Raw genomic sequence first — 26384 nt, 5'->3', positions numbered from 1 at the left:
TAGGGGGCTTTATTATATAATACGGGTAGGATAACGAAAAGGGGATTCAGCATATGTACAAACAAATTTTATTAGCATGCGATGGTTCTGAACATGCACTTCGAGCAGCCGAGCATGCAACATATATTGCGAAATTTAACGAAGAAACACATGTTGAAGTTGTGTACGTAGTAGATAATAGAACGGCAAAGTCAGATATTATACAAGGACAAACGGATTTAGAAACAATATCAGCTAGTCGAAAAGATAAATTAAAAGAGATTGAGGGTTTATTAAAGAAAGAGAACATTCCCTACAAAATTACGATTCTACATGGCGATCCAGGAGATACGATTGTTCAATATGTAAATACAGGAGATATAGATCTTATTATTGCTGGGAGTAGAGGGCTAAATACACTGCAAGAGATGGTGCTTGGTAGTGTAAGTCATAAAATAGCAAAGCGTGTGAAATGCCCGGTGATGATTATAAAGTGAAACTTTAATCAGTGGGGGTTTTGTTCATCCCCACCTAACTTCTTTGCTTTCACTGAATTTTGAGGTGGGGGTCTTACTGCCCGGCGAATAGCGGGATAAAATAAGTTGAGTGAGATATTATGTAGTGTAAGCAGGACCTTGATATAATTCGAGGTCTTTTTTGATGTATTAAGAGGGAGAATGTGGACAGAATATATATAAGTTTAAAAAAATGTTAACTTACAAATTTGTAAGTTAGCTGTCAGCGAAATCGATGTTATGAAATTTTTCCCATTGATACAATAAGAATATCAAAGGGGATATGGGGAGGATGGAAGGTATGAAATCATTTCAAAATTTGTCTTATAGCCAAGGGGTAAGTTTAATTTGTTTAGGTGGATTTGCTGGATCTGTTATGTTAGCTGTTTTAATAAAGATGTTTCAGCAAATGTTTTAATCGTATGAATAGAAGGGAAATGATTAATATAAATAGCAAGAGAAGAACGATAAATAAAAAATAGCTCTTAGCATGTAAGTAAATGCTAAGAGCTATTTTTATGTTTATTTTTCTACACATTATATTTTGTTTAAACTTCTTTTGATTTAGCAGATCCTGTATTTAAAGTAAGAGCAAGGAAGAACATTGCAAGCACACAAGAAGCAAGGAGCAAAATGAATCCGCCGTCCCATCCGAATCCATCTACAATAAAGCCCATAGCTGCGCTAGCAAAAGTAGCTCCCCCTAGGTAACCGAAGAACCCAGTTAACCCAGCGGCAGTTCCAGCAGCTTTTTTGGGTGCTAAGTCAAGCGCGTGAAGACCAATTAGCATAACAGGTCCGTAAATTAAAAATCCAATGGAAACAAGTGCGATACTATCAATGATTGGATGCCCAGCAGGATTTAGCCAGTAAACAAGAACGGCAATGAATACACCGACCATAAATAGAATGCCAGCAGGTGCGCGGCGCCCTTTAAATAGTTTATCACTCATCCATCCGCAAAGAAGTGTACCTGGAATACCAGCCCATTCGTATAGAGCATAAGCTGTACGTGAGCTACTGTGAGTAAAGCTTTTTTCTTCTACTAAATAAGTAGGAGCCCAGTCTACAACGCCGTAACGAACGAAATAAACAAAGACATTAGCGATAGCGATGTACCATAAAAACTTATTGTTTAATACGTATGTAAATAAAATTTCCTTTACCGAAAGTTCGCGTTCACGGTCCGCTACTTTTTCATCTGATGGATATTCCCCAGTATGTTCTTCAATAGAAGGTAATCCGCAAGATTGAGGTGTATCTCTCATCGTAATTAATACATAAATCCCCACCAAAATTGAAAGAATACCTGGGAAGTAAAATATACTTTTCCAGTCATTTGCAAAGAAATATAAGCCTAATGTAACGAGAGAGGGCATAAGCGCGCCGCCGACATTATGAGCGACGTTCCAAATAGACATTTTTGTACCACGTTCACTAACGGAGAACCAGTGAACCATCGTACGACCACAAGGAGGCCATCCCATACCTTGTACCCATCCATTTAAAAACTGAAGTACAAACATAAGTATAATGCTCGTTGTAATGAAAGAAAATGAGCCGAAAATAATATTAATGATACCGGATAAAAATAGCCCAGCTGCTAAAAAGTAGCGAGGATTACAACGATCGGATACGATACCCATAAGAAATTTACTTAATCCGTAAGCGATAGATACTGCTGAAAGGATAACCCCAAGTTCCCCTTTACTAAAGCCTTGTTCGATTAAGTATGGCATTGCGAGTGAAAAGTTTTTTCGAACAAAGTAGTAACCCGCATAACCGATGAAGATGCCTAAGAATACTTGCAAACGCAATTTGCGGTATTCGCTATCAGTGCGATCAGCTGGTAAGCGTTCTGCGTGGGGCGCAGGTTTAAATAATTGTGTGAAAAACATAAAATGAAAATCCTCCCCTAATTAATTGAAAGCGTTTTAAGACAGAGAGAATACAAAAAGGCTATGAAATATAAAAAAGTTCCCTTTTTTATGATTCATAGCCATATACTCCGATTCTCCGTGACTGTCAATATTAACTTCGACGAAAATTATACAACTTTGTGACAAGAATGTAAACGTTTTTATAAAGAAAGTTGTTGACGTATTTTGTTTGTGGGATTAATATTTAAATACGTTAAATATTTTATTGCTTAAATAAGAGGTGGATAACATGCCAAATGATATGACTCATATTGATAAGATTCAAGCTCTTACATTCGCTATAGGAAAGAAAATGCAAACAGAGCTATTAGAACAAATGCAAGCATCAGGACTTACACCACCGCAGTTTTATATTTTAAAGATTTTAGATCATTACGGAGCTTCAAGAGCGACACAATTGGCGGAGAAAATGTACGTGAAACCGAGTGCGATTACAGTAATGACTGATCGTTTAATTGATCATGGGTTAGTAGAGCGCTATCACGACGATAATGATCGCCGCGTTGTTGTCATTGAGCTAACGAAGAAGGGGAAAGCTACAGTAGAAGAAGCGATGGCGGCTCGTAATGAGCATATTGCAAAATACTTCTCACACTTAGAATTACAAGAGAGGGAAGATTTGTTGCGCCTCTTTGAAAAGCTAGAAACAATTATTTGCGGGAAACCAGAGAAAAAAGAGAAAAACTAAGAGGAATTGAGGAGATTACATGGAGCAACAAGAAAATCAGAATAGAAAGTTGTTGTTAATCGGTTTAGTAATCGCAATGCTATTTGCTGCATTGGACGGAACAATCGTTGGTACAGCAATGCCGCGTATCGTCGGTGAACTAGGTGGATTAAGTTTAATGACATGGTTAACAACAGCTTACATGTTAACATCAACAACGGTTGTACCGATTGCAGGTAAATTAGCGGATTTACTTGGGCGTCGTAACGTATATATAGCAGGATTAATTATCTTTATGGTTGGTTCAGCGTTATGTGGTATGGCAAACGGTATGACAGAATTAATTATTTTCCGTGGTATTCAAGGTCTTGGTGGCGGTATTATGATGCCAATGGCTATGATTATTATAGGAGATATGTTCACGGGAAAAGAACGTGCTAAATGGCAAGGTATTTTTGGAGCTCTATACGGTCTTGCCTCTGTAATTGGACCACAAGTTGGTGGTTGGATTGTAGACGCAGTGAACTGGAGATGGGTATTCTATATTAACTTACCAGTTGGTATTTTAGCGACAATCTTCATTGCAATGGGATTAAAAGCACATAAACAAACAGGACCAATTAAAATTGATATCGCTGGAATCTTCACGATGATTCTCGGTGTTGTAAGTTTATTACTTGCGTTAACGTTTGGCGGAAAAGATTATGCATGGGGTTCTTGGCAAATTATCGGGTTATTTGCACTAGCTGCCATTGGTATTGTTAGCTTTGTTATCGTTGAAACGAAGGCTGAAGAACCAATTTTACCGATGCACTTCTTTAAAAACCGCACATTTACACTACTGAATGCGATCGGTTTCTTTATGAGTATCGGAATGTTTGGAGCAATTATGTTCGTACCGTTCTTTATGCAAGGAATTGTAGGCGTAAGTGCTGCTGAATCAGGAACGATTATGACACCGATGATGATTACAATGATCGTTATGAGTATTATTGGTGGTCAGCTTGTATTAAAAATTGGTGTGAAACCACAAATTATTACAGGGATGCTTATTATGGCTAGTGGTTTCTGGTTATTAACAACGATGGATATGCACACAACTAAGCTTACCGCTACTTCTTATATGATGGTTATCGGTTTAGGAATGGGTCTTGTTATGCCGATATTAACATTAGCATTACAAGAAAGCTTCCCGAAAAAAGATCTTGGCGTTGTAACATCATCAAGTCAATTCTTCCGTCAAATCGGTGGAACGTTTGGGATTACAATTTTAGGATCAATTATGAATAATACTTCAGGCACAACGTTAACAAATAAATTAGTACCTGTATTAGACACATTCCCAAAAGAAGCGGGACAAATGGTAACAAAATTTAAAGATATGATTCATACAGATCCACAAAGTTTATATTCTATGCTATTTAGTCCAGAGGCATTAAAACAAATGCCAGAAGCATTTTCTAATAGCATCGTACCAATTTTGAAAAGCTCTTTAGTGGACTCACTTCATACTGTATTCTTAACAGGATTGGTATTTATCGTAGTAGGTGCTATCTTTACGATTTTCTTACAGAAAATTAAACTGTCTGATCGTAAAAAAGATGCTGAAGAGCCTGCTGTAGAAGAAAAGGAAAAAACTGTATCATATTCGTAATAAAAAAGCATCGCCTTATGGCGATGCTTTTTTTGAGTATAACCTTAAAAGCTTTTTAGTTAGAAATGATTGACGTATTTTTATAAATGCGTTATATTATTTTATGTAAACGGTTACATGAAATGAGGAGAAAAGAGAATGAGTACGATTAAAGACGTTGCAAAATTAGCAGGGGTATCTGTTGCGACCGTTTCCAGAGTGTTAAATAAAAATGGATATGTCCATGAGGATACATTAAAGAAAGTAGAGCGAGCAATTGAAATGCTAGATTATAAGCCTAGTACAGTAGCGCGTTCTTTATATAATAAAAAATCTCGTTTAATTGGCTTAGTTGTTCCAAATATCGTGAATCCATTCTTTCCGGAAGTTGCACGTGCTGTAGAAGATGTAGCACATAAGCAAGGATACACAGTTGTACTTTGTAACTCTGATGAAAATTTAGAAAAAGAGAAGCAATACATTGATGTGCTTAGACAAAATAATGTGGACGGATTTATTGTAGCAACGAATCCACAAAATAGTGTTAATTACATGAATTTGTCTATTCCAGTTGTTGCGATTGACCGTATATTTAATGAGCGCATTCCTACTGTATATGCAGATAACTATGCAGGGGGCCAGGCGGCGACAAAGTTATTAATAGACAAAGGGTGTAAACATATTGCACATATTCGTGGACCGCGTGATGTGAGCGCAGCTAATGAACGTTTTGAAGGTTTTGTAGACGTTATTACGCAAAATAATCTTTCTTATATGATTGCAGAGAGTACATTCGATCCAGCTAATAGTGAACGGGTAGCGGTGGAATTATTAGAAGAATATCCGCATATTGATGGAATTGTTGCTGGGAATGATTTAATTGCAATTGGTATTGTAAAGGCTGCACTTCAAAAGGGAATTTCTATTCCAGACGATTTACAAATTATTGGATTCGATGGGATTTCTTTAACTGAAATGATGTATCCATCTATTACGACTGTTGCACAGCCAATTTATGAAATGGGGAAAATTGCAACAGAATTGTTGTTAGAGCAGATGGAAGGAAATCCATTAGAAGAGAAACACTATCGTTTACCGATTGAAATTATAGAACGAAATACAACGAAGTAAGGAGATGAGACAGATGCCAAATATTGCAGTAGTAGGTAGCATTTCAATGGACTTAGTGGCTGTTTCAAAAATACGGCCGAAAGCAGGAGAAACAGTAATTGGTGAAGCGTTTCATACGATACCAGGAGGAAAAGGGGCAAACCAAGCAGTTGCTGCAGCTAGATTAGGAGCAAATGTAGCGATGGTTGGTGCAGTAGGAAATGATGATTACGGAACAGTAGTTAGAAAAAACTTGGAGAACGAACGCATTTTTATCGACTATGTGGTACCGGTTACAGATAGGACGACAGGAATCGCTCATATCGTTTTAGCAGAAGAGGATAACAGTATTGTTGTCGTACAAGGAGCAAATGCTCTTGTAAATGAGTCGGTTGTAGATCGTTCAAAAGACCTTCTTGTAAAAGCAGATATGGTTGTTCTTCAACTAGAGATTCCGCTTGAAACAGTAAAATACGTTCTGGCTATTTGTGAGGAACATAAAATTCCAGTTATGTTGAATCCGGCTCCAGCACAATTTTTATCAGAAGATATTTTAGAAAAAGCGACTTATATTACGCCGAATGAACATGAATGTCGCATCGTATTAAATGATTTCACATCACCAATTGAAGAGTTACTGGCTAAATATCCAAATAAGCTATTGATGACAGAAGGGTCTAATGGTGTTCGTTTCCATAATGGAACGGAAGTTGTTCAAGTTCCAAGTATTGCTGTAGATGTAGTAGATACGACTGGAGCAGGTGATACATTTAACGGTGCGTTAGCAGTTGCGCTTTCTGAAGGAGCAACACTTCAAAAGGCAATTCGTTTTGCAAATATTGCTGGTGGTCTTTCTGTAACGAAACTTGGGGCACAGGGCGGTATGCCAACGAGAGATAGAGTACGTGAAGTGCAGGTGATTGTCGGATGAAAAAGCACGGTGTATTAAATAGCGAAATCGCGGCAGTCCTTGCTTCACTTGGACATACAGATACGATTGTAATTGCTGATTGTGGGTTACCTATTCCTGATGGAGTAAAACGAATTGATTTAGCAGTTGAAATCGGAAAGCCTAGCTTTTTAGACGTATTACAAGTAGTTGCTGATGATATGGCAATTGAAAAAGTGACGTTAGCAGAAGAAGTTATTATAAATAATGCAGAGGTAAATAAAGAAGTTGAGATGCGATTAATAGAGCCAGCATTTGAATATGTGTCTCATAAGGAATTTAAAGAGCATACAAAGAGAGCGAAGGCGATTATTCGTACAGGAGAAGCAACGCCTTATGCGAATGTTATTTTACATGCAGGCGTGATTTTTTAATAAAGGGATGTGATGAGAATGCATATTGAAATGAAGAACATTTCAAAAGCGTTCAGTGGTAATCCTGTTCTAAAAAACGCACAGTTTATGATTGAAACAGGAGAAGTCCATGCATTGATGGGGGAAAATGGAGCGGGGAAATCGACGCTCATGAAGATTTTAACAGGTGTATATAAAAAGGACAGTGGAACAGTCATGATTGATGGGAAAGAACGAACTTTTAAAAATGCGAAAGAAGCTGAAGAGTATGGTATTGCATTTATCCATCAAGAGTTGAACATATTACCGAATTTAACGGTAGCTGAAAATATGTTTCTTGGAAAAGAGTTAATGTATGGGAAAACGGGCATTTTACGTACGTGTCAAATGAATGCGATTGCCCAGCAACAATTAGCAGATCTTGGTCTACATGTGAGAGGTGCTATGCTAGCAGGTGAATTATCAGTTGGACAACAGCAAATTATTGAAATTGCTAAAGCATTAATGACAAAGGCGAGCGTTATTATTATGGATGAACCTACAGCAGCATTAACAGATCGCGAAATTGAAACGCTGTTTATTGTTATTAATAAATTACGTAAAGAGGGCGTTTCATTCGTTTATATTTCACACCGGATGGAAGAAATTTTTTCAATATGTGATGCTATTACGATTTTGCGTGATGGAGAATATGTAGGGAAAAGATTAATTCCAGAAACGTCATTTGATGAAGTAGTTAGCATGATGGTGGGCCGCAGTATTGGTGAACGTTATCCAGAACGAAATAGTCAAATTGGCGAAGTGATTTTTGAAATGCGAAACGGAACGAAAAAGGGGGAATTTGAAAATGTTTCGTTTCAAGTTAGAAAAGGTGAAATCCTTGGTGTTGCGGGCTTGATGGGAGCTGGTCGCACGGATATTATGAAAGCAATATTTGGATATGAACCGCTCGATTCAGGAAAAATTTTTATGAATGGACAAGAAGTAAAAATTGATAGTCCAATTGATGCGATTAGACAACGAATTGCCTTTATTACAGAGGATAGAAAATCTGAAGGGCTTGTGTTAGATTTTTCGATTCGTGAAAATTTAGCTTTACCAAATTTAGAAAGTCTTTCAAAGGGAAGCGTTGTTAATAAAGGTTTAGAACGGCAATTTACAGAGGATATGATGAAGCTTCTTAATGTGAAAGCAGCAAACGGAGAGCAAGCTGTCAAATCTCTTTCTGGTGGAAATCAGCAAAAGATTGTAATTGCAAAATGGCTAGGTATTCATCCGCAGTTACTCATTTTAGATGAGCCAACAAGAGGTGTAGATGTTGGGGCTAAAAAAGAAATTTACTCTATTATGAATAAGCTTACTGAGCAGGGTGATGCCGTTATTATGGTATCGTCTGAGCTTCCAGAAGTTTTAGGAATGAGTGATCGTGTTCTCGTTATTCATGAAGGGAAAATCGGTGGTATTTTAGAGAAAGATCAGGCATCGCAAGAGTCTATTATGGCACTAGCTACAGGGGGAGAGTAAGATATGGCTAAGAAGGGGAATGTATTACAACAACTTGGTTCTTTAATTGGGTTAGTATTAATTATCGTGGTAATTACAGCTTTAAATCCAGCATTTATTGAAATTCCAAATTTATTTAATATACTGCGCCAAGTATCGATTAATGCACTCATTGCATTTGGAATGACCTTCGTTATTTTAACAGGGGGTATTGACTTATCGGTAGGTTCTATTTTAGCATTATCAAGTGCACTTGTTGCCGGAATGATGGCAAGTGGCATGGATCCGTTCCTTGCAATGGCAGTTGGATTATTAGCCGGTCTTGTAATGGGGATTGTAAACGGTATCATTATTGCGAAGGGAAAAGTAGCTCCGTTTATTGCAACTTTAGCAACAATGACTATTTTTCGCGGGTTGACGCTTGTTTATATGGACGGACGTCCGATCACTGGTCTTGGTGATCATTTAATGTTCCAAATGTTTGGCCGTGGTTATTTCCTTGGTATTCCTGTGCCAGCCGTTACAATGATGATCGCTTTTGCAGTACTGTACTTTATTTTAAAGAAAACAACGTTTGGTCGCCGTACGTTTGCGATTGGTGGAAATGAAGAAGCGGCAGCTTTATCAGGCATTAATGTTACGAGAATTAAAGTAATGATTTACGGTCTTTCCGGAATTTTGGCAGCGCTTGCAGGTATTGTCTTAACATCAAGGTTAGATTCTGCACAGCCGACTGCTGGTACTTCTTACGAATTGGATGCAATTGCTGCAGTTGTGTTAGGAGGAACGAGTCTTTCAGGTGGAAGAGGATGGATTGTTGGTACATTCATCGGTGTGCTTATTATTGGTGTACTAAATAACGGTTTAAATTTATTAGGTGTATCTTCTTTCTTCCAACAAGTTGTAAAAGGACTTGTAATCTTACTAGCTGTACTAATTGATCGTCGAAAAGAAGCGTAATGGAGGGGCAATTCATGAAAAAATGGTTACTGATACTCGTTGCATGCATCATGGTAGTTACTGCTGGTTGTTCAATGGAACCACCAGAATGGGCAAAGGATTCTAGCGATAAAGGTCGAAATAAAACTATTAAAGTTGGATTTTCTGTTTCAACTTTAAATAATCCATTTTTCGTCACGTTGAAAAAAGGTGCAGAAAAGAAAGCAAAAGATAGCGGCATTGAATTAATTGCTGTTGATGCACAAAATGATGCAGCGAAGCAAACAAACGATGTTGAAGATTTAATTCAAAAAGGTGTCGATGTAATTGTTATTAATCCAACCGACTCAGATGCTGTTGCTTCAGCGGTAAGTGCAGCCAATGCAGCCAATGTTCCTGTTATTACAGTAGACAGAGTTGCAAATTCAGGTAAAGTTGTTTCTCACATAGCTTCCAACAATGTAGAAGGTGGTCAAATGGCTAGTGATTACATTCGGGAAGTAGTTGGTGAAGGAACAAATGTCGCTGAGTTAGAAGGAATACCTGGATCGTCTGCTGCTCGTGAGCGTGGGAAAGGATTCCATAACGTAGCTGATAAGTCTTTAAAAGTAGTAGCAAAACAAGCAGCTGATTTCGATCGTGCAAAAGGGTTATCCGTTATGGAAAATATTTTGCAAGCAAATAGCGATATTAAAGCGGTATTTGCTCATAATGATGAAATGGCATTAGGCGCAATTGAGGCATTAAAATCTGCTGGTAAAACGGATGTAGTCGTTGTTGGATTTGATGCAACGGATGATGCTGTAAAAGCGGTTAAAGATGGGCGTATGGCAGCAACAGTCGCTCAAAAACCGGAATTAATCGGAGAGAAGGCGATGGAAACAGCAAAAGAGATAACACAAGGTAAAAAAGTGGACAAATTTATTCCGATTGAATTAGAGCTTATTAAGAAAAAATAAATAAATATAAAATGAAAATTAGGAAGGAAGAATAACAAATGAAATTTTTTATTGATACAGCAAACATTAACGAAATTAAAGAGGCAAATGCATTAGGCGTAGTAGCTGGAGTAACGACAAACCCATCACTTGTAGCAAAAGAAGGCGTAGATTTCCATGAGCGTATTCGTGAAATTTGCAGCTTTATTGAAGGACCTGTAAGCGCAGAAGTAATTAGCTTAGAAGCTGATAAAATGATTGAAGAAGGAAAAGAGTTAGCAAAAATCGCTCCAAATGTTGTTGTAAAAGTTCCAATGACAACAGAAGGCTTAAAAGCAGTAAAAGCATTCTCAGATTTAGGAATTCGTACAAACGTTACATTAGTATTCTCAGCAGTGCAAGCATTACTTGCAGCTCGCGCTGGTGCGACATACGTTTCACCGTTCTTAGGTCGCCTAGATGATATTGGTCATAACGGTATGGACTTAATTCGCCAAATCGCAGAAATCTTTGCAATTCACGGCATTGAAACAGAAATCATTGCAGCATCTGTACGTCATAGTGTTCACGTAACAGAAGCAGCATTAAACGGTTCACATATTGCAACAATCCCAGCAAACGTAATTGCTTCATTAGTGAAGCACCCATTAACAGATCAAGGAATTGAGAAATTCTTAGCTGATTGGGAAAAAACACAAGAGAAATAATACGAAATGGAGAACCCAAGTTTAATTAACTTGGGTTCTTTTTTTGTTTGAAAGAATTTTCATGCAATTGTGCATATTGTCTTTTGAATTTTTAATATAAGCTATTTAATATATACAAATCACTCTTTATTTTTCACATTTCGACATAAAAAGATAGAGGGTCTGACCAGAAAACTGGAGGGCATGATTCTATAACAGAAAGCTTATTTCTTATAGAATCATGTCTTTTATTATACAAGGGAGGATAGATTACATATTTTTATCTGAAGTTTAAGATTGATACAAGGGGAGGATTAAAATGAGAAAAAAAGCGCCATTTAAAGTGTTGTCATCATTAACGATCGCAACACTCATCGGATGCTCAGCTGTAATGAGTGCTCCGTTAGCATATGCAGAAACGTCAGCAAAAAAAGGTGTGTCTACAACGCCAATTGATCATAACTTAATTCAAGAAGATCGTTTAGCGGAAGCGCTGAAAGAAAGAGGAACAATTAATCCAGCATCGTCTAAAGAAGAGACAAAAAAGGCCGTAGAGCAATATATTGAAAAGAAACAAGGGGATCAGGCGAATAAAGAAATTCTTCCCGATGCGAATCAAGAAGCATCTGATTTCGTGAAAAAGGTAAAAGAGAAGAAGATGGAAGAAAAGGAAAAAGTAAAGAAAGCTGAAAAAAATGTTAACCCTGATCAAAAGCCGGAGCCAAATAAAAAGCAATTAGATGGGAAAGTTCCAACTTCTAAGGCGAAACAAGCTCCATATAATGGACCTGTCCGCAATGATAAAGTGTTAGTGTTACTCGTTGAATTTAGTGATTATAAACATAATAATATTGAGCAAACACCAGGTTATATGTATTCGAAAGATTTTAGTAGAGAACATTATCAAAAAATGTTATTTGGTAATGAGCCTTACACATTATTTGATGGTTCGAAAGTAAAAACATTTAAGCAATATTATGAAGAACAGTCTGGTGGTAGTTATACGACAGACGGATATGTAACAGAGTGGTTAACTGTTCCAGGTAAAGCCGCTGATTATGGTGCTGATGGTAGTAGCGGTCACGATAATAAAGGACCAAAAGGTGCGCGTGATTTAGTGAAAGAAGCTTTACATGCAGCTGCTGAGAAAGGGTTAGATTTATCTCAATTTGATCAATTTGATAGATATGATACAAATGGTGATGGAAATCCAAATGAACCTGATGGTGTAATTGATCATTTAATGGTAATCCATGCTGGTGTTGGTCAAGAAGCTGGTGGCGGTAAATTAGGTGATGATGCAATTTGGTCACATCGTTCAAAATTAGCAATAGATCCAGTAGCGATTGAAGGTACAAAATCAAATGTAGATTACTTTGGTGGAAAAGTAGCAGCGCATGATTACACAATTGAACCGGAAGATGGAGCAGTAGGTGTATTTGCGCATGAATTTGGACATGACCTTGGCTTACCGGATGAATATGACACGAAATATACTGGAACTGGTTCACCTGTTGAAGCGTGGTCATTAATGAGTGGAGGTAGCTGGACAGGAAAAATCGCAGGAACAGAGCCAACTAGTTTCTCACCACAAAATAAAGATTTCTTACAAAAAAATATGGGTGGTAACTGGGCAAAAATTTTAGAAGTAGATTACGATAAAATTAAGCGTGGTGTAGGAGTTCCTACATATATTGATCAAAGTGTTACGAAATCCAATCGTCCAGGCGTTGTACGTGTTAACTTACCAGGTAAAAGTGTTGAAACAATTAAACCGGAGTTTGGAAAGCATGCATATTATAGTACAAGAGGAGATGATATGCATACAACATTAGAAACACCATTCTTTGATTTAACAAAAGGAACAAATGCAAAATTCGATTATAAAGCAAATTATGAGTTAGAAGCAGAGTGTGATTTCATCGAAGTACATGCTGTAACAGAAGATGGAACGAAGACGTTAATTGATAGAGTTGGAGAAAAAGTAGTACAAGGAGATAAAGACACGACAGATGGAAAATGGATTGATAAATCATACGATTTAAGTCAATTTAAAGGGAAGAAAGTGAAACTACAATTCGACTATATTACAGATCCAGCTGTAACATATAAAGGTTTCGCGATGGATAATGTAAATGTAACAGTTGATGGACAAGTAGTATTTTCTGATGACGCAGAAGGACAGTCTAAAATGAAGTTAAATGGATTCGTTGTTTCTGATGGGACAGAGAAGAAACAACATTATTATTATTTAGAGTGGAGAAACTATGCTGGATCAGATAATGGATTAAAAGCAGGAAAAGGTCCGGTGTATAATACTGGTCTTGTCGTTTGGTATGCAGATGATAGTTTCAAAGATAACTGGGTTGGGGTACATCCAGGTGAAGGCTTCCTTGGTGTTGTAGACTCTCATCCAGAAGCGTTTGTTGGTAATTTAAACGGGAAACCAGCGTATGGTAATACAGGCATGCAAATTGCAGACGCTGCCTTTTCATTTGATCAAACACCCGCATGGAGTGCAAATTCATTAACACGTGGACAGTTTAACTATTCTGGATTACAAGGTGTTACAACTTTTGATGATTCAAAAGTATATAGTAACAAACAAATTGCAGACGCGGGAAGAAAAGTTCCAAACCTTGGACTTAAATTCCAAGTTGTTGGACAGGCAGAGGATAAATCGGCAGGCGCTGTTTGGATTAAACGTTAATAACATAAAAGCACATTCTTCATATGAAGAGTGTGCTTTTTAATTTGTACATTAAGTTATTATTTTAGCTTATGTAATACAATTGTCTGTTCATATGTAGTGTATCAAATTATGTGGGTAAAGGAAATATTTCCGAGGAAATTGTCGAAGTATCGTCGGTATTTATACACTTTCTTTGTAGAAGAAGAAATGTAGTATTGCCTTTACAGTTTAATTTATTTACATTGTTATTTGGCTATACACAAAAGTGATATATTCGGCAATCAAAGAGCTCTATTCGATAGGGCTCTTTTTTATGGATAGAAAGGAGTGAACTAAATGAAAGAAATAATTGAATGTCCACAGTGTGAAGGGAATATTACTGCACAACATATTATTGATCTCCCGCATCCTTTTTCATTCAGGTGTCCACACTGTAAGGTGAAATTAAAAGAAATGAGGATCACACCATGTTTAATATTAGCGGCAATTTGTATAATTCCACTGTTTATTATGATTGGAGAGAGTATTAAGGAATTACTAGTAAAATATTTTTCTATTATAGATGATGTACCAACTGTACTTATTTTCTTCTTATTTTGTTATCCGTTGTATTATCTTTATGAAAAATATAATGCCATATTGTTTATTAAATACGGCTTGTTGAAAGTCAAAAGTTGAATAGGAGCTTATCATTATGTTGTGGAAAGTTTATTTAGTAATTATAGCGATATTAACTATAACTTCGCTAGTAAGAGACATGTTTCAAACACTAATTCAAAAGTTTGATTTTGTGGTGACTATAATCACGTGGATTGGGCTATTTGGTTTTGTCTTTGATGTAGAGATAGTAACCCCACTCGTTTGGAAATGCATCTTCCTGTTTAGTGTTATTTGGACTTTGAGTGCCGTTTTTGTTTTACGTTTATATGAAGAGAAGGATGACCCGTTACCTTTTATATTCAAATTAATTGGTATTATCCCAACGCTGCCATTATATTACGGGTTATATCAATATGCATTTTAAAAAAAACAATGATGGAATTAACCCATCATTGTCTTTTTTACTTTGCTTCTTACAAAAATCATTCCAGCAAATGTTAACAAGAATGCAGTTCCGATAACGAAGCTAGCGCTAGGTGATGCTCCGATTGCTCCAACTGTAAAGGATCCAGCAACAACTCCTAACGAGAAGAATGCATAAAACAATCCGAATGCTTTCCCTCGGTTACTATCTGTCGTATTTTCAACAAGTAAAGCATTAATTGCTGGGAAGAGGATAGCGAACCCAATTCCATAAATCATCATAACGATAAAGAGCATGCCTTTTGTTGCAAATAATCCGAGTAAAGATAATGCTAGTGCCATTACTGCAATCCCGATTAGCATTAGTTTTGAACGATTAAATCGATCGTAAATGCGATTTGTTGGCAGTAAGAAGAAGAGGATAGCGGTAATTCCGAATACACTTAACATCATGCCTGTTGTAGATGCTTTAAGTGCTAAAGCCTCAACTTTTACTGGTAACATATACGTGACAATTCCTTGTGAAAACATTAATGTGAAGGCACCAATATATGCTTGTAATAACGGTTCTGATTTCAATAGTTCAATCATATCTTCTTTGTTCATCATTTGAGTTCTTGATGTATCTTTTCTTGATACGTTATTTGGTAAGAAGAATAGAGATACGATTGTACCAAGGACCATTAAAATAGAAATAGTAATGAACACCCACTCTATACCAGCTGTTGCTTTCATAATACCGCTGAAAGCAGGTCCTACGATTGCAGCTGTTCCAACAGCAGCACCAGATAGAGCCATTGCCTTACCTTGCCTTGCTGAATTTGTTTGCTTTGATAAAAACGTAAAGGCAGCAGGAATTAAAAATCCGTCACTAAAACCGTGCATAAAGCGCACAACTAATAGTTGTTCACCACTTTGAACAACGGTGTATAACAAGACTATGAAACTCGTAATTCCCATGCTTATATAAAGGATTTTTTTTGCGCCAAATTTATCGACAGCGGCTCCAGCGATAATATTACCGATCATATTAGCGAATGAGTACATACCGATAACTAGTCCGATAACAAGAGGGGTTCCTCCAAGACTTTGAGCGAAAGTACTCATAATAGGTAATTGTGAAAATGTATCTAAAAACGCTACGATAACAATAAAGTAAATAAAATATTTCAAGCGATATTCACCTCTCCTATGCTATTATGGCATAATGCTAATTTCAACCGCAATGAAATTAGCATTAACAGATGTGGAAAAAAGTACAAAGTGACAAAATATTGAACGTTATTTGTTAAAATTTAGTGGAAATGAGATTGTTTTTTTGAAATATATGGATGAAAGTATTATAATAGATTTGTAAACTTCACCAGGTTAAGTATATACATAGAGAGGGATGTGTAAAATGAAAGCATTACTTTGGCATAATCAACGTGATGTACGAGTAGAAGAAGTACCAGAACCAACTGTAAGACCAGGAGCAGTTAAGATTAAAGTTAAATGGTGTGGTATCTGCGGGACAGACTTGCATGAATATTTAGCAGGACCTATTTTTATTCCAACAGAAGAACATCCATTAACACACGTAAAAGCACCGGTTATTTTAGGTCATGAGTTTAGTGGTGAGGTAGTAGAAATTGGTGAAGGAGTTACATCTCATAAAGTGGGAGACCGCGTTGTTGTAGAACCAATTTATTCTTGTGGTAAATGTGAAGCTTGTAAACATGGACATTACAATGTTTGTGAACAGCTTGTTTTCCACGGTCTTGGTGGAGACGGCGGTGGTTTCTCTGAATATACAGTAGTACCAGAAGATATGGTTCATCATATTCCAGATGAAATGACGTATGAACAAGGGGCGCTTGTAGAACCAGCAGCAGTAGCAGTTCATGCAGTACGTCAAAGTAAATTAAAAGAGGGTGAAGCTGTAGCTGTATTTGGTTGTGGTCCGATTGGGCTTCTTGTAATCCAAGCAGCAAAAGCAGCAGGAGCAACTCCTGTTATCGCAGTGGAACTTTCTAAAGAACGTCAAGAGCTAGCTAAATTAGCAGGTGCTGATTACGTATTAAATCCAGCAACTCAAGATGTACTAGCAGAAATTCGCAACTTAACAAATGGTTTAGGTGTAAATGTGAGCTTTGAAGTAACAGGTGTTGAAGTAGTACTTCGTCAAGCGATTGAAAGTACAAGCTTTGAAGGCCAAACTGTAATTGTTAGTGTATGGGAAAAAGATGCGACAATTACTCCAAACAACCTTGTATTAAAAGAAAAAGAAGTTATCGGTATTCTTGGATACCGTCATATCTTCCCAGCTGTTATTAAATTAATTAGCTCTGGCCAAATTCAAGCAGAGAAGTTAATTACGAAAAAAATTACAGTGGATCAAGTTGTTGAAGAAGGATTTGAAGCACTTGTAAAAGATAAAACACAAGTGAAAATTCTTGTTTCACCTAAATAATAGAGAATAGTAAAAGTAGCTCTTTTCTAGAAATAGAAGAGGGCTACTTTTTTTCTATACAGAAAGGTGATAGACTTTCCTTTAACTAAAGGTATTTTGTTTGGAAGGGGAAGTCTAATGCTTTCATTTATGTTGACATTGAAACGGATGCTAAAAGCTTGTTTACGAGCGTGGAAAGATAAAGAATTTCAAGTATTATTCGTATTAACATTTTTAACATTAACATCTGGTACGATTTTTTATAGTACAGTTGAAGGATTACGTCCTCTTGACGCTCTATATTTTAGTGTGGTTACGTTGACGACTGTCGGTGATGGAAATTTTAGTCCGCAAACTGATTTCGGAAAGGTATTTACGATCTTATACATATTTATCGGGATTGGATTAGTGTTTGGATTTATTCATAAATTGGCAGTTAATGTGCAACTGCCAAGTGTATTATCGAAAAGAAAAAAAGAGTAAAGCGGTTAATCGCTTTACTCTTTTTTACATTAGTTTAGACAAATATTTGCAGTAGCTTAACAATATTTTATTACAATGTAAGTGCATTCAATTATTATATTCACTATGTATAAAGTTATAATGATATGAACATTTGCATATTTTAATTTAGTGATAGAAATTTCGTGAAAGGTGGGATATTCTAGTCATAGGTTAACCAGACGACATCATAGGATCCTAACAAAAAGTTTACAATAATTCAATTAAAAAATGGAGGATTTTATATGAAAAAGAAAGTACTTGCTTTAGCAGCAGCTATTACATTAGTAGCTCCGTTACAAAGTGTTGCATTTGCTCATGAAAATGATGGGGGAAGTAGAATAAATATAGTTCACCGCTGGTCTGCTGAAGATAAGCATAAAGAAGGCGTAAACTCTCATTTATGGATTGTAAACCGTGCAATGGATATTATGTCTCGTAATACAACACTTGTAAAACAAGATCAAGTTGCACTATTAAATGAATGGCGTACGGAGTTAGAGAACGGTATTTATGCTGCTGACTATGAAAATCCTTATTATGATAATAGCACATTTGCTTCACACTTCTATGATCCAGACAACGGAAAAACGTATATTCCATTTGCAAAACAGGCAAAGGAAACAGGTGCTAAATATTTCAAACTAGCTGGTGAGTCATACAAAAATAAAGATATGAAACAAGCATTCTTCTATTTAGGATTATCTCTTCATTATTTAGGAGATGTAAATCAACCGATGCATGCGGCAAACTTTACAAATCTTTCGTATCCACAAGGATTCCATTCTAAATATGAAAACTTTGTAGATACGATAAAAGATAATTATAAAGTAACGGATGGAAATGGATATTGGAACTGGAAAGGTACAAATCCAGAAGATTGGATTCATGGAGCGGCAGTAGCTGCGAAACAAGATTACTCTGGCATTGTAAATGATAATACGAAAGATTGGTTCGTGAAAGCAGCTGTATCACAAGAATATGCAGATAAATGGCGCGCTGAAGTTACACCAATGACAGGTACGCGATTAATGGATGCACAACGTGTTACTGCTGGATACATTCAGCTTTGGTTTGATACGTACGGAAATCGTTAAATATTTGAAAAAGGTCAAATCTCAGAATAGAGTATTTGGCCTTTTTATCACTACACAGTACATGGAGGTATGAAACGTGAAAAGTAAATTGCTAAAAGGGGTACTTAGCTTTGGGATTGGTTTAGGAGCTTTATATAGTGGATCTTCGGTTCAAGCAGAAACGTCTACAAATCAAAATAATACTTTAAAAGTGATGACGCATAATGTGTACATGCTATCAACAAACTTATATCCGAACTGGGGACAAAGTGAGCGCGCTGATTTAATTGGAGCAGCAGATTATATAAAGAATCAGGATGTTGTTATATTAAATGAAGTGTTTGATAATAGTGCTTCAAATCGCTTATTAGGAAATTTGAAGAAAGAATATCCAAATCAAACGGCAGTATTAGGTCGTAGTAGTGGAAGCGAGTGGGATAAGACGTTAGGAAACTATTCATCTTCGACTCCTGAAGATGGAGGTGTAGCGATTGTGAGTAAATGGCCAATTGTTGAAAAGATTCAATATGTATTCGAAAAAGGCTGTGGACCAGATAACTTATCAAATAAAGGATTTGTATACACAAAAGTTAAGAAAAATGATCGTTTTGTACATGTGATTGGGACTCATTTACAAGCTGAAGATAGTATGTGTGGAAACACTTCGCCAGCATCTGTACGTACAAAACAGCTACAAGAAATTCAAGAGTTTATTAAAAATAAAAATATACCAAATAACGAGTATGTGTTAATTGGTGGTGATATGAATGTAAATAAAATAAATGCTGAGAATAATAGCAATTCAGAGTACGCATCCATGTTTAAAACATTGCATGCGTCAATTCCATCTTATACGGGACATACAGCAACTTGGGATGCGACGACAAACAGTATTGCGAAATACAATTATCCAGATGCACCTGCTGAACATTTAGATTATATTATTGCGAGTAAAGATCATGCGAATCCGTCATTCGTAGAGAATAACGTATTACAAGTGAAATCTCCAAAGTGGTCTGTTACTTCATGGTTCCAAAAATATACGTATAATGATTACTCTGATCATTATCCAGTAGAGGCGACTATTTCTATGAAATAGAGTAGTCTTAAAAAAGTTTCTTCGTAAAGAAGAAACTTTTTTTATTTGAAAACAGGAAAATCATTCTTTCTTTCCAATATGTATAAGACATATATAGAAGAGGAGAGAAAACTGTGGATAGAGGAATTTTTAAGGAAGTTCCATTACCGTGTGCGTTTTTAGATGAAGTGGCTTTAGAGAGGAACATTCAATCGATTATAGAGTTAAGTGGAGATAAGAAGATTCGTATAGCGAGTAAATCATTACGCTCTGTTCCAATTATGAAAAAGATTTTGGCTGCAAATAATCGCTTTCAAGGTATTATGTGTTTTTCTCCTAGAGAAGCTTTGTTTTTAATTGAACAAGGATTTAATGATTTATTGCTCGGATATCCTGTTTATGATGAAAGAGCTTTACATGAAATTAGTTTGCTGACAAAGCAAGGGCACATTATAACTTGTATGGTGGATTGTGAAGACCATATTACTTATTTAGAAAAAATTGCTGAGAAGTCTAAAGGGTGTTTTCGCGTTTGTTTGGATATTGATATGAGTAGTCGTTTTTTGAAATTTCATTTTGGTGTAAAAAGATCCCCGGTAAAAGATGTGCAGAGCGCTTTGAAAATAGTAGAAAAGGTGAAGGGCTCATCATATTTAATACTAGATGGTGTAATGGGATATGAAGCTCAAATTGCTGGGGTGGGGGATAATATACCGAATCAATGGATGAAAAGTAAAGTGGTTTCGTATTTAAAGAAGAAATCAGTATTAGAGGTTAAAGAAAGAAGAGGACGTATCGTAAAAGAAATACAAAACCTTGGTATTAAACTAAGATTTGTAAATGGGGGAGGAACAGGAAGTATAAAAACAACTGAGCAAGATAACGCAGTTACGGAGATGACTGTAGGATCCGCCTTTTACTCTCCTAAACTGTTTGATTATTATAAAGAAGTAAAATTTCAGCCAGCTGCCGGATTTGCTTTACCAGTTGTACGTAAACCGGATCCTTTTATTTATACTTGCCTAGGTGGCGGATATATTGCCTCAGGTGCAGTTGGTAAAGATAAAGAGCCTGAGGTTTGGATGCCGCATGGTGCAAAACTATTAGCTTTAGAAGGTGCTGGTGAAGTGCAAACGCCAATTTTTTATAACGGCGAGGAACGAGTGGATATAGGAGATTCTATCTTGTTTCGCCATAGTAAAGCTGGGGAGTCATGCGAGCGTTTTCCTATTTTGTATCGCATTAAACAAGGGGAAATTGTTGGAGAGTATTCAACATATCGGGGGGATGGACAATGCTTTCTATAAAGGGACAAAAATGGAGAAATTGGACAGGGAATGTAGAAGGAACGCCGCATTATACGATGTATCCAAAAAGTATACAAGATGTAGTAGAAGTTGTGGGGCTTGCACGAAAAAAAGGAAAGAAAATTCGTGTTGTCGGTTCAGGTCATTCGTTTACACCTCTTGTGCAAACGGAAGAAATTTTAGTTTCTTTAGATGAATTGAAGGGCATTGTGAATATTGATGCAGAGAAGAAGGTTGCTGAAGTATGGGCGGGAACAAAGCTACATGATTTAGGGAAGTTACTTCAGGAAAAAGGTTATGCGCAAGAAAATTTAGGGGATATTGATTCACAATCTATTGCAGGAGCGATTAGTACGGGGACTCATGGGACGGGTGTTACATTTGGAAGTTTATCAACACAAGTTATAGAGATCACGGCAGTTTTATCAACAGGTGAGAGTATAGTTTGTTCAGAAACCGAGAACGCCGAATATTGGAAAGCATTTCAGTTGTCGCTTGGAATGCTAGGTATCATTGTAAAGATAAAATTGAAGGTTATCCCAGCGTATTCGCTTGTTTATGAAAGTGAAAAACAATCATTGTCTACTGTAATGAACAAACTAGAAGAATATAAGAAGAATCGTCATTTTGAATTTTTCGTTTTTCCTTATTCAGATGAAGTACAAGTGAAATTTACAAACGAAACAACGAGTAAAGAAAGTGATTTGAAATGGCATAAACTAAAGGTGGAGTTACTTGAAAATAGGATGTTCTCTTTATTATCTAAAGGGTGTAAATGGTTTCCTTCTATAAGTAAAGGAGTAAGCCGATTATCAGCTAAGGCTGTACCGAACACGAAAATAATTGGACCAAGCTATGAAGTGTTCGCTACATCACGTACAGTTCCATTTTATGAAATGGAGTACAGTGTCCCTTCAAAGGATATGAGGGCTGTTGTAGAAGAAATTTCAAATCTTATTGAAAAGAAAAAGTATAAGGTGCACTTCCCGATTGAATGCCGCTACGTGAGAGGTGATGATATATGGCTCAGTCCAGCATATGGAAGAGATTCAGCATATATAGCTGTTCATATGTATAAAGGTATGAAGTATGCCGCTTATTTTGGTGAAGTGGAGAAAATTTTTCTAAAGTATGAAGGGCGCCCACATTGGGGGAAAATGCATACGTTAACGTACGAAAAATTGCAAAATATATATTCAGAATTGCATTCGTTTCTAAAAGTGAGGAAGTCACTAGATGAAACAGGAATATTTTTAAGCCCTTATACAGAAAAGTTATTTACGATTATGAAAAAAAGCTGACAAATTAGTATTTGTCAGCTTTTTTAAGTGTAATTGCATTTCTTGTATGACTAATACGCTCGTAAAATAGTAATTTATCACTGCTAAATACATGTAATAAAACATGAATAATAAATAGCCCGTTAATTACAAATTGGAATAACAGTATAACTAGTAATACTAAAGGCTCTGTATGATTTAAAATAGAGCTACTAGAAAGAATGTAATTGATTCCACCTAAAATGAAATAGAATATACCGTAACGAATGAATAATTCTTTTAGTGTAATACGCTCTGCTTGTCCTTTAATGTAAATACGAAGCAACGCTTTCCCTATTGTTCTTCCATTTGTAAAATATGGGATGATAATAAAGTAAATTAAGATTGAACATGTAATGAAAAGGAGTTCGTATACATTTGTATAAGATTGGATGTTAGAAATAAATAGTGAGTTTCCTTTGTTTTTAATGAAAGGTACAACGATAGATAAGAAAATCCAATCAATTTGCATAGCGAGGAGACGACGAACGAATCCGACTGGTTTCGTTTCCAAATCAATATGACTATCTAATTCGCTTGTTTTTGGCAGGAAGTACGTAAATATTGGTGCAATGATAAAACCGATTACGCCGCCTAGTGTGTTTAAAAACAGATCGTCGATATCGAATAAGCGATATGCACAATTATAAATACCATATAATCCAGTTACTTGTGTTAATTCAAAGAACAGTGAAAGGCAAAAAGAAATGCACACTGTTTGGAAGAAACTACGTCGGAAATAATAACGTAAGTAAATACCGAATGGAACGGTTAATAGAACGTTAAAAGTAACTTGTAAAAATGCAGATTCTTTTAATAACAAGAAATAAGTAGTAGGTTTCGTTAAAATTGCCGATGTATGATTACTAATCTCTTGTATGAAATAAAATGGTGAGAGTTGCATATGCTGTGTATTAGCGGGTTGTAGGCTACAAGTATCATACGTTTGTGGTAACGGCAAAATAACAAGAAAATAGGCATTTAATAAGTAAAGTAATAATGAGTATAAAATAAATGAGCGCCATTTATTTAAATAACCGTATTTTCGATAATTAAATATTAAAAAAGGAATTAATAGAAACATTGCTAAAATAGGAAATAAAATAAAAGCTGTTTTTACTGGAAATAAATATGCAGTCAAAATGAAGCTCCTTTCAATGAAATTTCGTTTATCATTATAGCGCTTAAAAGAATGTAAAACAAAGTTGAAATAGCTCGAAATAGAAAAAATTACAAATTTAAAATAGATTAAGTTATAATAAGTTCAATATAAAGATATTATGATTATACAAGTTGAAAGAGGGTACATGATATGCAATATGAGCTTTTTTCGGTAAGCGGGGATCATATTACAACTTTTGAAAGCGCATGGCGTTTTCAAGAGGGGGAACAGATTTTTGTTCATGATGATAATACAAAACGAAATTTTATTATTATTCGCTTAACACATGATTTATTTCAAAAAAAAACACATGTTATTCGCTTGTATTGTCAGGAAAAGAAAGTTTATGCATAAGGAAAAACCACTTACTGTATGAGGGCAGTAAGTGGTTTTTTATCCCGCTATTTGTGGGCAGTAAAACTCCCACCTCAAAATTCAGGTGGAGCAAAGAAGTTAGGTGGGAGCCCTGCTGCCGGTAAAAGCCCGATTGGTGAGGGCTAATAATCAGGAGGGATGAACAAAACCCCCACTGATTAAAGTTTCATTTTATAAGAAAATGATAGTTAGCACACCTACGATAATACAGTAGAAAGAGAAGTATTTTAAATTTCCTTTTGCCATAATGTTCATAAACCATTTTAATGAAATATATGTCATGACAAATGTTGCGATGAAAGCAACAATATAAGGTACAAATAATGTATCTAAATTTGGATCGTTTGCAATGTCTGTAATACTTAACAATAAACCACCTAAGCTAACAGGAATGTATAGTAAGAATGAGAAGCGAAGAGCTGTTTCTTGCTTCATACCAAGTAACATTGCTGCCACGATTGTAGCACCTGATCTGCTTATACCAGGAATTAGTGCGCAAGCTTGTGCTAGACCAATAATGATTGCATCTTTCATAGAAAGGTCGCCATCATTTTTACGTCCACGCAAGTTTCGAATAATCCAAAGGCCGATAGCAGTAATAAGAAGGGAAATCCCAACCATTTTAACACCTTTTAAATAGTGGTCGATATAATCTTTAAATAAAACTCCAATTACACCTGCTGGAATGGTTGCAATAACAAGGTAAATAATAAAGAAGAAATCTGATTTTGCATCTTCTGCTCTTGTGAATATATAAGATAGACCATTCTTTGTTAGACGAATTAAGTCATTTCTATAAATAAGTAATACAGCTAATAATGAAGCTGAATTAACAAGTAGCTCAAAGCTAAACCCTTCTATTTTTAGTCCTAGCAAATGCTGTGCTAAAACGAGGTGACCACTTGAAGAAATCGGAATTGGTTCTGTTAGTCCTTGGAACAGACCAAGAATTAAATATTTTAAAATGTAGTAAAATTGTTCCATAATAACCTCCTTGTTTATTAGTCGAAAGAAACAACTTGTCCATTATAACAAGAATACGGATGAATATTGAGAAGAAATAAATATTCGAAATATAATAAAAATCCCTTATAACAGTATAAGGGATTTTTATTATTAATGAGAAACTACTGTTTCTTCAAGACTTTTCGTTAATTGAACATCGACTTTCTCAGCATCATTAATATGATTCATAATAGTAGTATTTAATTTGTGGAACATTTGTTGTGTGTTTGCAAATTCTCGTAATATATCATCGTTACAAGATTTTTGGTTTTCAATAGCTTTAATAACATTTGTAGCACCGCTTTGTAACGTTTGAATCATCATTAAAATATTTTCAATTCTAGCGTTAGTATCAGCGCTCATTTCTACACCTTCATCAACTAAATGTAAATTATCTTTTGTATTTTCATATGCTTTTTCAATTTCTTCTTGAATTTTTTTCGTTAAGTTACCGATGTTTTTTGTACTTTCAGCTGTACTTTCAGCTAGTTTTCTTACTTCATTAGCAACAACAGCAAATCCTTTACCGTGTTCTCCAGCACGTGCAGCTTCAATACTTGCATTCAACGCTAGTAAATTTGTTTGTGCTGCAATGTTTTGAATCACTTCTACAATTTGTTCAATTTCTTTAGAGCGTTCGCTTAAATGATTCATACTATTAGAAGTACGTTGAGATTGTTCACCTAATCTATTAATTACAATGAGTAAGCGATGAACGGATTCTTTTCCTTCATTAGAGCAATCGATAATTTCTTCAATAGATTGAATTAAGTTTTGCTCTTTTTGTAGCATTTCGTTATTTAATTCGTTGGAATGTGTAGTACGCGTAGAAACATTTTCAAAGCATGCGTTCAATTGTTGAATTAAGTTTTGGAGTGTATGATGTTGGCTATTTACAAGTTCGTGCTCTTGCATAACGCTTTTTACACGATTATGGATAGAAGATATAATTTCTTGTTTTTCCACATCTTTTTGTTTTAATTCTGCTTCTAGTTCATGTATATGAGTTTCTAGTTGATCAATTTTATGTTGGAGTGATTTCTTTTGAGTAAACATTTTATTTAATTCAACCGCCTTTAGGATTTTTAATTTCTCTATATTTGGATTTTAGCATCTTTTATGATTTTTAAATATAGGAATTGTTAAATATTTAAGAATCTATTACATTTTGTTCACAATTCTCTTTTTTTGTCATGAAAAATA

25 protein-coding genes and 1 pseudogene are annotated in these 26384 nt (G+C 35.8%); 21 read left to right on the top strand and 5 right to left on the bottom strand.

Annotated features, from left to right (window positions below; translation table 11 throughout):
- Positions 1–53: 53 nt before the first annotated feature.
- Both B5P42_RS17115 and B5P42_RS17110 read left to right on the top strand, forming a co-directional pair.
- Entirely contained in the window at positions 54–476 is a 423-nt protein-coding gene (locus B5P42_RS17115) for a universal stress protein (protein WP_044444492.1), read from the top strand.
- A 319-nt stretch (positions 477–795) separates the two neighbouring features.
- Positions 796–912 (top strand): DUF4027 family protein, encoded by a 117-nt coding sequence (locus tag B5P42_RS17110; protein ID WP_002125236.1) that lies wholly within the window; start codon positions 796–798, stop codon positions 910–912.
- Positions 913–1042: 130 nt separating this feature from the next.
- Here the strand turns inward: B5P42_RS17110 and glpT are convergent, their stop codons facing one another.
- Entirely contained in the window at positions 1043–2392 is a 1350-nt protein-coding gene (gene glpT, locus B5P42_RS17105; RefSeq protein WP_044444493.1) for a glycerol-3-phosphate transporter, read from the bottom strand.
- Between the two features lie 271 nt (positions 2393–2663).
- Between glpT and B5P42_RS17100 the strand changes: the two genes are divergently transcribed.
- The 12 genes from B5P42_RS17100 (at position 2664) to B5P42_RS17045 (ending at position 14928) form a co-directional block, all read left to right on the top strand.
- Complete coding sequence (locus B5P42_RS17100) at positions 2664–3122, top strand: MarR family winged helix-turn-helix transcriptional regulator (protein WP_002125240.1); 459 nt, start codon at positions 2664–2666, stop codon at positions 3120–3122.
- Positions 3123–3141: 19 nt separating this feature from the next.
- Entirely contained in the window at positions 3142–4755 is a 1614-nt protein-coding gene (locus B5P42_RS17095) for an MDR family MFS transporter (RefSeq protein ID WP_044444494.1), read from the top strand.
- Between the two features lie 138 nt (positions 4756–4893).
- Positions 4894–5865 carry a ribose operon transcriptional repressor RbsR gene (rbsR, locus tag B5P42_RS17090; protein WP_113734751.1) on the top strand — a complete coding sequence of 324 codons (972 nt, stop codon included), beginning with the start codon at positions 4894–4896 and terminating at the stop codon, positions 5863–5865.
- A 13-nt stretch (positions 5866–5878) separates the two neighbouring features.
- Positions 5879–6775 carry a ribokinase gene (gene rbsK, locus B5P42_RS17085; RefSeq protein ID WP_044444496.1) on the top strand — a complete coding sequence of 299 codons (897 nt, stop codon included), beginning with the start codon at positions 5879–5881 and terminating at the stop codon, positions 6773–6775.
- Positions 6772–7167 (top strand): D-ribose pyranase, encoded by a 396-nt coding sequence (rbsD, locus tag B5P42_RS17080; protein ID WP_113734750.1) that lies wholly within the window; start codon positions 6772–6774, stop codon positions 7165–7167. The genes rbsK and rbsD overlap by 4 nt, the downstream gene beginning before the upstream one ends.
- A gap of 18 nt (positions 7168–7185) precedes the next feature.
- Positions 7186–8670, top strand: a complete 1485-nt coding sequence (gene rbsA / locus B5P42_RS17075; protein ID WP_113734749.1) for a ribose ABC transporter ATP-binding protein RbsA — start codon at positions 7186–7188, stop codon at positions 8668–8670.
- A 3-nt stretch (positions 8671–8673) separates the two neighbouring features.
- Entirely contained in the window at positions 8674–9609 is a 936-nt protein-coding gene (locus B5P42_RS17070) for an ABC transporter permease subunit (protein WP_001074641.1), read from the top strand.
- 14 nt (positions 9610–9623) lie between these two features.
- Positions 9624–10547 carry a ribose ABC transporter substrate-binding protein RbsB gene (gene rbsB / locus B5P42_RS17065; protein WP_002090926.1) on the top strand — a complete coding sequence of 308 codons (924 nt, stop codon included), beginning with the start codon at positions 9624–9626 and terminating at the stop codon, positions 10545–10547.
- Positions 10548–10585: 38 nt separating this feature from the next.
- On the top strand, positions 10586–11233 hold the full coding sequence (gene fsa, locus B5P42_RS17060) for a fructose-6-phosphate aldolase (protein WP_000667669.1): 648 nt from the start codon (positions 10586–10588) through the stop codon (positions 11231–11233).
- A gap of 298 nt (positions 11234–11531) precedes the next feature.
- Positions 11532–13922, top strand: coding sequence for a M6 family metalloprotease immune inhibitor InhA2 (gene inhA2, locus B5P42_RS17055; protein ID WP_113734748.1), 2391 nt, complete (start codon positions 11532–11534; stop codon positions 13920–13922).
- 318 nt (positions 13923–14240) lie between these two features.
- Positions 14241–14582, top strand: a complete 342-nt coding sequence (locus B5P42_RS17050) for a hypothetical protein (protein WP_002125258.1) — start codon at positions 14241–14243, stop codon at positions 14580–14582.
- Between the two features lie 16 nt (positions 14583–14598).
- Entirely contained in the window at positions 14599–14928 is a 330-nt protein-coding gene (locus tag B5P42_RS17045) for a hypothetical protein (RefSeq protein WP_113734747.1), read from the top strand.
- A gap of 17 nt (positions 14929–14945) precedes the next feature.
- Here the strand turns inward: B5P42_RS17045 and B5P42_RS17040 are convergent, their stop codons facing one another.
- A complete protein-coding gene (locus B5P42_RS17040) occupies positions 14946–16100 on the bottom strand; it encodes an MFS transporter (RefSeq protein ID WP_002010574.1) in 1155 nt (384 codons plus the stop codon).
- 226 nt (positions 16101–16326) lie between these two features.
- Between B5P42_RS17040 and bdhA the strand changes: the two genes are divergently transcribed.
- The 6 genes from bdhA to B5P42_RS17010 all read left to right on the top strand — a co-directional run bounded on the left by bdhA (position 16327) and on the right by B5P42_RS17010 (position 22621).
- On the top strand, positions 16327–17379 hold the full coding sequence (gene bdhA, locus B5P42_RS17035) for a (R,R)-butanediol dehydrogenase (protein WP_000645832.1): 1053 nt from the start codon (positions 16327–16329) through the stop codon (positions 17377–17379).
- Positions 17380–17496: 117 nt separating this feature from the next.
- Positions 17497–17841 carry a potassium channel family protein gene (locus B5P42_RS17030; protein ID WP_002090921.1) on the top strand — a complete coding sequence of 115 codons (345 nt, stop codon included), beginning with the start codon at positions 17497–17499 and terminating at the stop codon, positions 17839–17841.
- Between the two features lie 263 nt (positions 17842–18104).
- A complete protein-coding gene (gene cerA / locus B5P42_RS17025) occupies positions 18105–18956 on the top strand; it encodes a phospholipase CerA (RefSeq protein WP_002029789.1) in 852 nt (283 codons plus the stop codon).
- A 76-nt stretch (positions 18957–19032) separates the two neighbouring features.
- Positions 19033–20034: a sphingomyelin phosphodiesterase gene (gene sph, locus B5P42_RS17020; protein ID WP_113734746.1), complete on the top strand. Its 1002-nt coding sequence runs from the start codon at positions 19033–19035 to the stop codon at positions 20032–20034.
- A 113-nt stretch (positions 20035–20147) separates the two neighbouring features.
- Complete coding sequence (locus tag B5P42_RS17015; RefSeq protein WP_113734745.1) at positions 20148–21320, top strand: amino acid deaminase/aldolase; 1173 nt, start codon at positions 20148–20150, stop codon at positions 21318–21320.
- Positions 21308–22621, top strand: a complete 1314-nt coding sequence (locus tag B5P42_RS17010) for a D-arabinono-1,4-lactone oxidase (RefSeq protein WP_113734744.1) — start codon at positions 21308–21310, stop codon at positions 22619–22621. Before B5P42_RS17015 ends, B5P42_RS17010 begins: the two co-directional genes overlap by 13 nt.
- A gap of 4 nt (positions 22622–22625) precedes the next feature.
- Here B5P42_RS17010 and B5P42_RS17005 read toward each other — a convergent pair whose 3' ends face one another.
- Positions 22626–23780, bottom strand: coding sequence for a VanZ family protein (locus B5P42_RS17005; protein WP_113734743.1), 1155 nt, complete (start codon positions 23778–23780; stop codon positions 22626–22628).
- Between the two features lie 171 nt (positions 23781–23951).
- Here B5P42_RS17005 and B5P42_RS17000 point away from each other — a divergent pair, with 171 nt between their 5' ends.
- Positions 23952–24155: a hypothetical protein gene (locus B5P42_RS17000; RefSeq protein WP_113734742.1), complete on the top strand. Its 204-nt coding sequence runs from the start codon at positions 23952–23954 to the stop codon at positions 24153–24155.
- A gap of 192 nt (positions 24156–24347) precedes the next feature.
- Here the strand turns inward: B5P42_RS17000 and B5P42_RS16995 are convergent, their stop codons facing one another.
- Both B5P42_RS16995 and B5P42_RS33400 read right to left on the bottom strand, forming a co-directional pair.
- A complete protein-coding gene (locus tag B5P42_RS16995) occupies positions 24348–25160 on the bottom strand; it encodes an undecaprenyl-diphosphate phosphatase (RefSeq protein WP_002010553.1) in 813 nt (270 codons plus the stop codon).
- Positions 25161–25292: 132 nt separating this feature from the next.
- Positions 25293–25796, bottom strand: a pseudogene (locus B5P42_RS33400) (methyl-accepting chemotaxis protein); the annotation flags it as partial.
- Positions 25797–26384: the final 588 nt, after the last annotated feature.

The organism is Bacillus sp. SRB_331, from assembly GCF_003264175.1.
Taxonomy (GTDB): Bacteria; Bacillota; Bacilli; order Bacillales; family Bacillaceae_G; genus Bacillus_A; species Bacillus_A mycoides.
The sequence above is the reverse complement of the archived record's forward strand: the minus strand, read 5'-3'. Positions and strand labels throughout refer to the sequence as shown.

Excerpts from the sequence above, each read along its gene's own strand:
- B5P42_RS17115 (WP_044444492.1), top strand. The coding sequence starts at position 54 with ATGTACAAACAAATTTTATTAGCATGCGATGGTTCTGAACATGCACTT.
- B5P42_RS17110 (WP_002125236.1), top strand. The coding sequence starts at position 796 with ATGAAATCATTTCAAAATTTGTCTTATAGCCAAGGGGTAAGTTTAATT.
- glpT (WP_044444493.1), bottom strand. The coding sequence starts at position 2,392 with ATGTTTTTCACACAATTATTTAAACCTGCGCCCCACGCAGAACGCTTA.
- B5P42_RS17100 (WP_002125240.1), top strand. The coding sequence starts at position 2,664 with ATGCCAAATGATATGACTCATATTGATAAGATTCAAGCTCTTACATTC.
- B5P42_RS17095 (WP_044444494.1), top strand. The coding sequence starts at position 3,142 with ATGGAGCAACAAGAAAATCAGAATAGAAAGTTGTTGTTAATCGGTTTA.
- rbsR (WP_113734751.1), top strand. The coding sequence starts at position 4,894 with ATGAGTACGATTAAAGACGTTGCAAAATTAGCAGGGGTATCTGTTGCG.
- rbsK (WP_044444496.1), top strand. The coding sequence starts at position 5,879 with ATGCCAAATATTGCAGTAGTAGGTAGCATTTCAATGGACTTAGTGGCT.
- rbsD (WP_113734750.1), top strand. The coding sequence starts at position 6,772 with ATGAAAAAGCACGGTGTATTAAATAGCGAAATCGCGGCAGTCCTTGCT.
- rbsA (WP_113734749.1), top strand. The coding sequence starts at position 7,186 with ATGCATATTGAAATGAAGAACATTTCAAAAGCGTTCAGTGGTAATCCT.
- B5P42_RS17070 (WP_001074641.1), top strand. The coding sequence starts at position 8,674 with ATGGCTAAGAAGGGGAATGTATTACAACAACTTGGTTCTTTAATTGGG.
- rbsB (WP_002090926.1), top strand. The coding sequence starts at position 9,624 with ATGAAAAAATGGTTACTGATACTCGTTGCATGCATCATGGTAGTTACT.
- fsa (WP_000667669.1), top strand. The coding sequence starts at position 10,586 with ATGAAATTTTTTATTGATACAGCAAACATTAACGAAATTAAAGAGGCA.
- inhA2 (WP_113734748.1), top strand. The coding sequence starts at position 11,532 with ATGAGAAAAAAAGCGCCATTTAAAGTGTTGTCATCATTAACGATCGCA.
- B5P42_RS17050 (WP_002125258.1), top strand. The coding sequence starts at position 14,241 with ATGAAAGAAATAATTGAATGTCCACAGTGTGAAGGGAATATTACTGCA.
- B5P42_RS17045 (WP_113734747.1), top strand. The coding sequence starts at position 14,599 with ATGTTGTGGAAAGTTTATTTAGTAATTATAGCGATATTAACTATAACT.
- bdhA (WP_000645832.1), top strand. The coding sequence starts at position 16,327 with ATGAAAGCATTACTTTGGCATAATCAACGTGATGTACGAGTAGAAGAA.
- B5P42_RS17030 (WP_002090921.1), top strand. The coding sequence starts at position 17,497 with ATGCTTTCATTTATGTTGACATTGAAACGGATGCTAAAAGCTTGTTTA.
- cerA (WP_002029789.1), top strand. The coding sequence starts at position 18,105 with ATGAAAAAGAAAGTACTTGCTTTAGCAGCAGCTATTACATTAGTAGCT.
- B5P42_RS17010 (WP_113734744.1), top strand. The coding sequence starts at position 21,308 with ATGCTTTCTATAAAGGGACAAAAATGGAGAAATTGGACAGGGAATGTA.
- B5P42_RS17000 (WP_113734742.1), top strand. The coding sequence starts at position 23,952 with ATGCAATATGAGCTTTTTTCGGTAAGCGGGGATCATATTACAACTTTT.
- B5P42_RS16995 (WP_002010553.1), bottom strand. The coding sequence starts at position 25,160 with ATGGAACAATTTTACTACATTTTAAAATATTTAATTCTTGGTCTGTTC.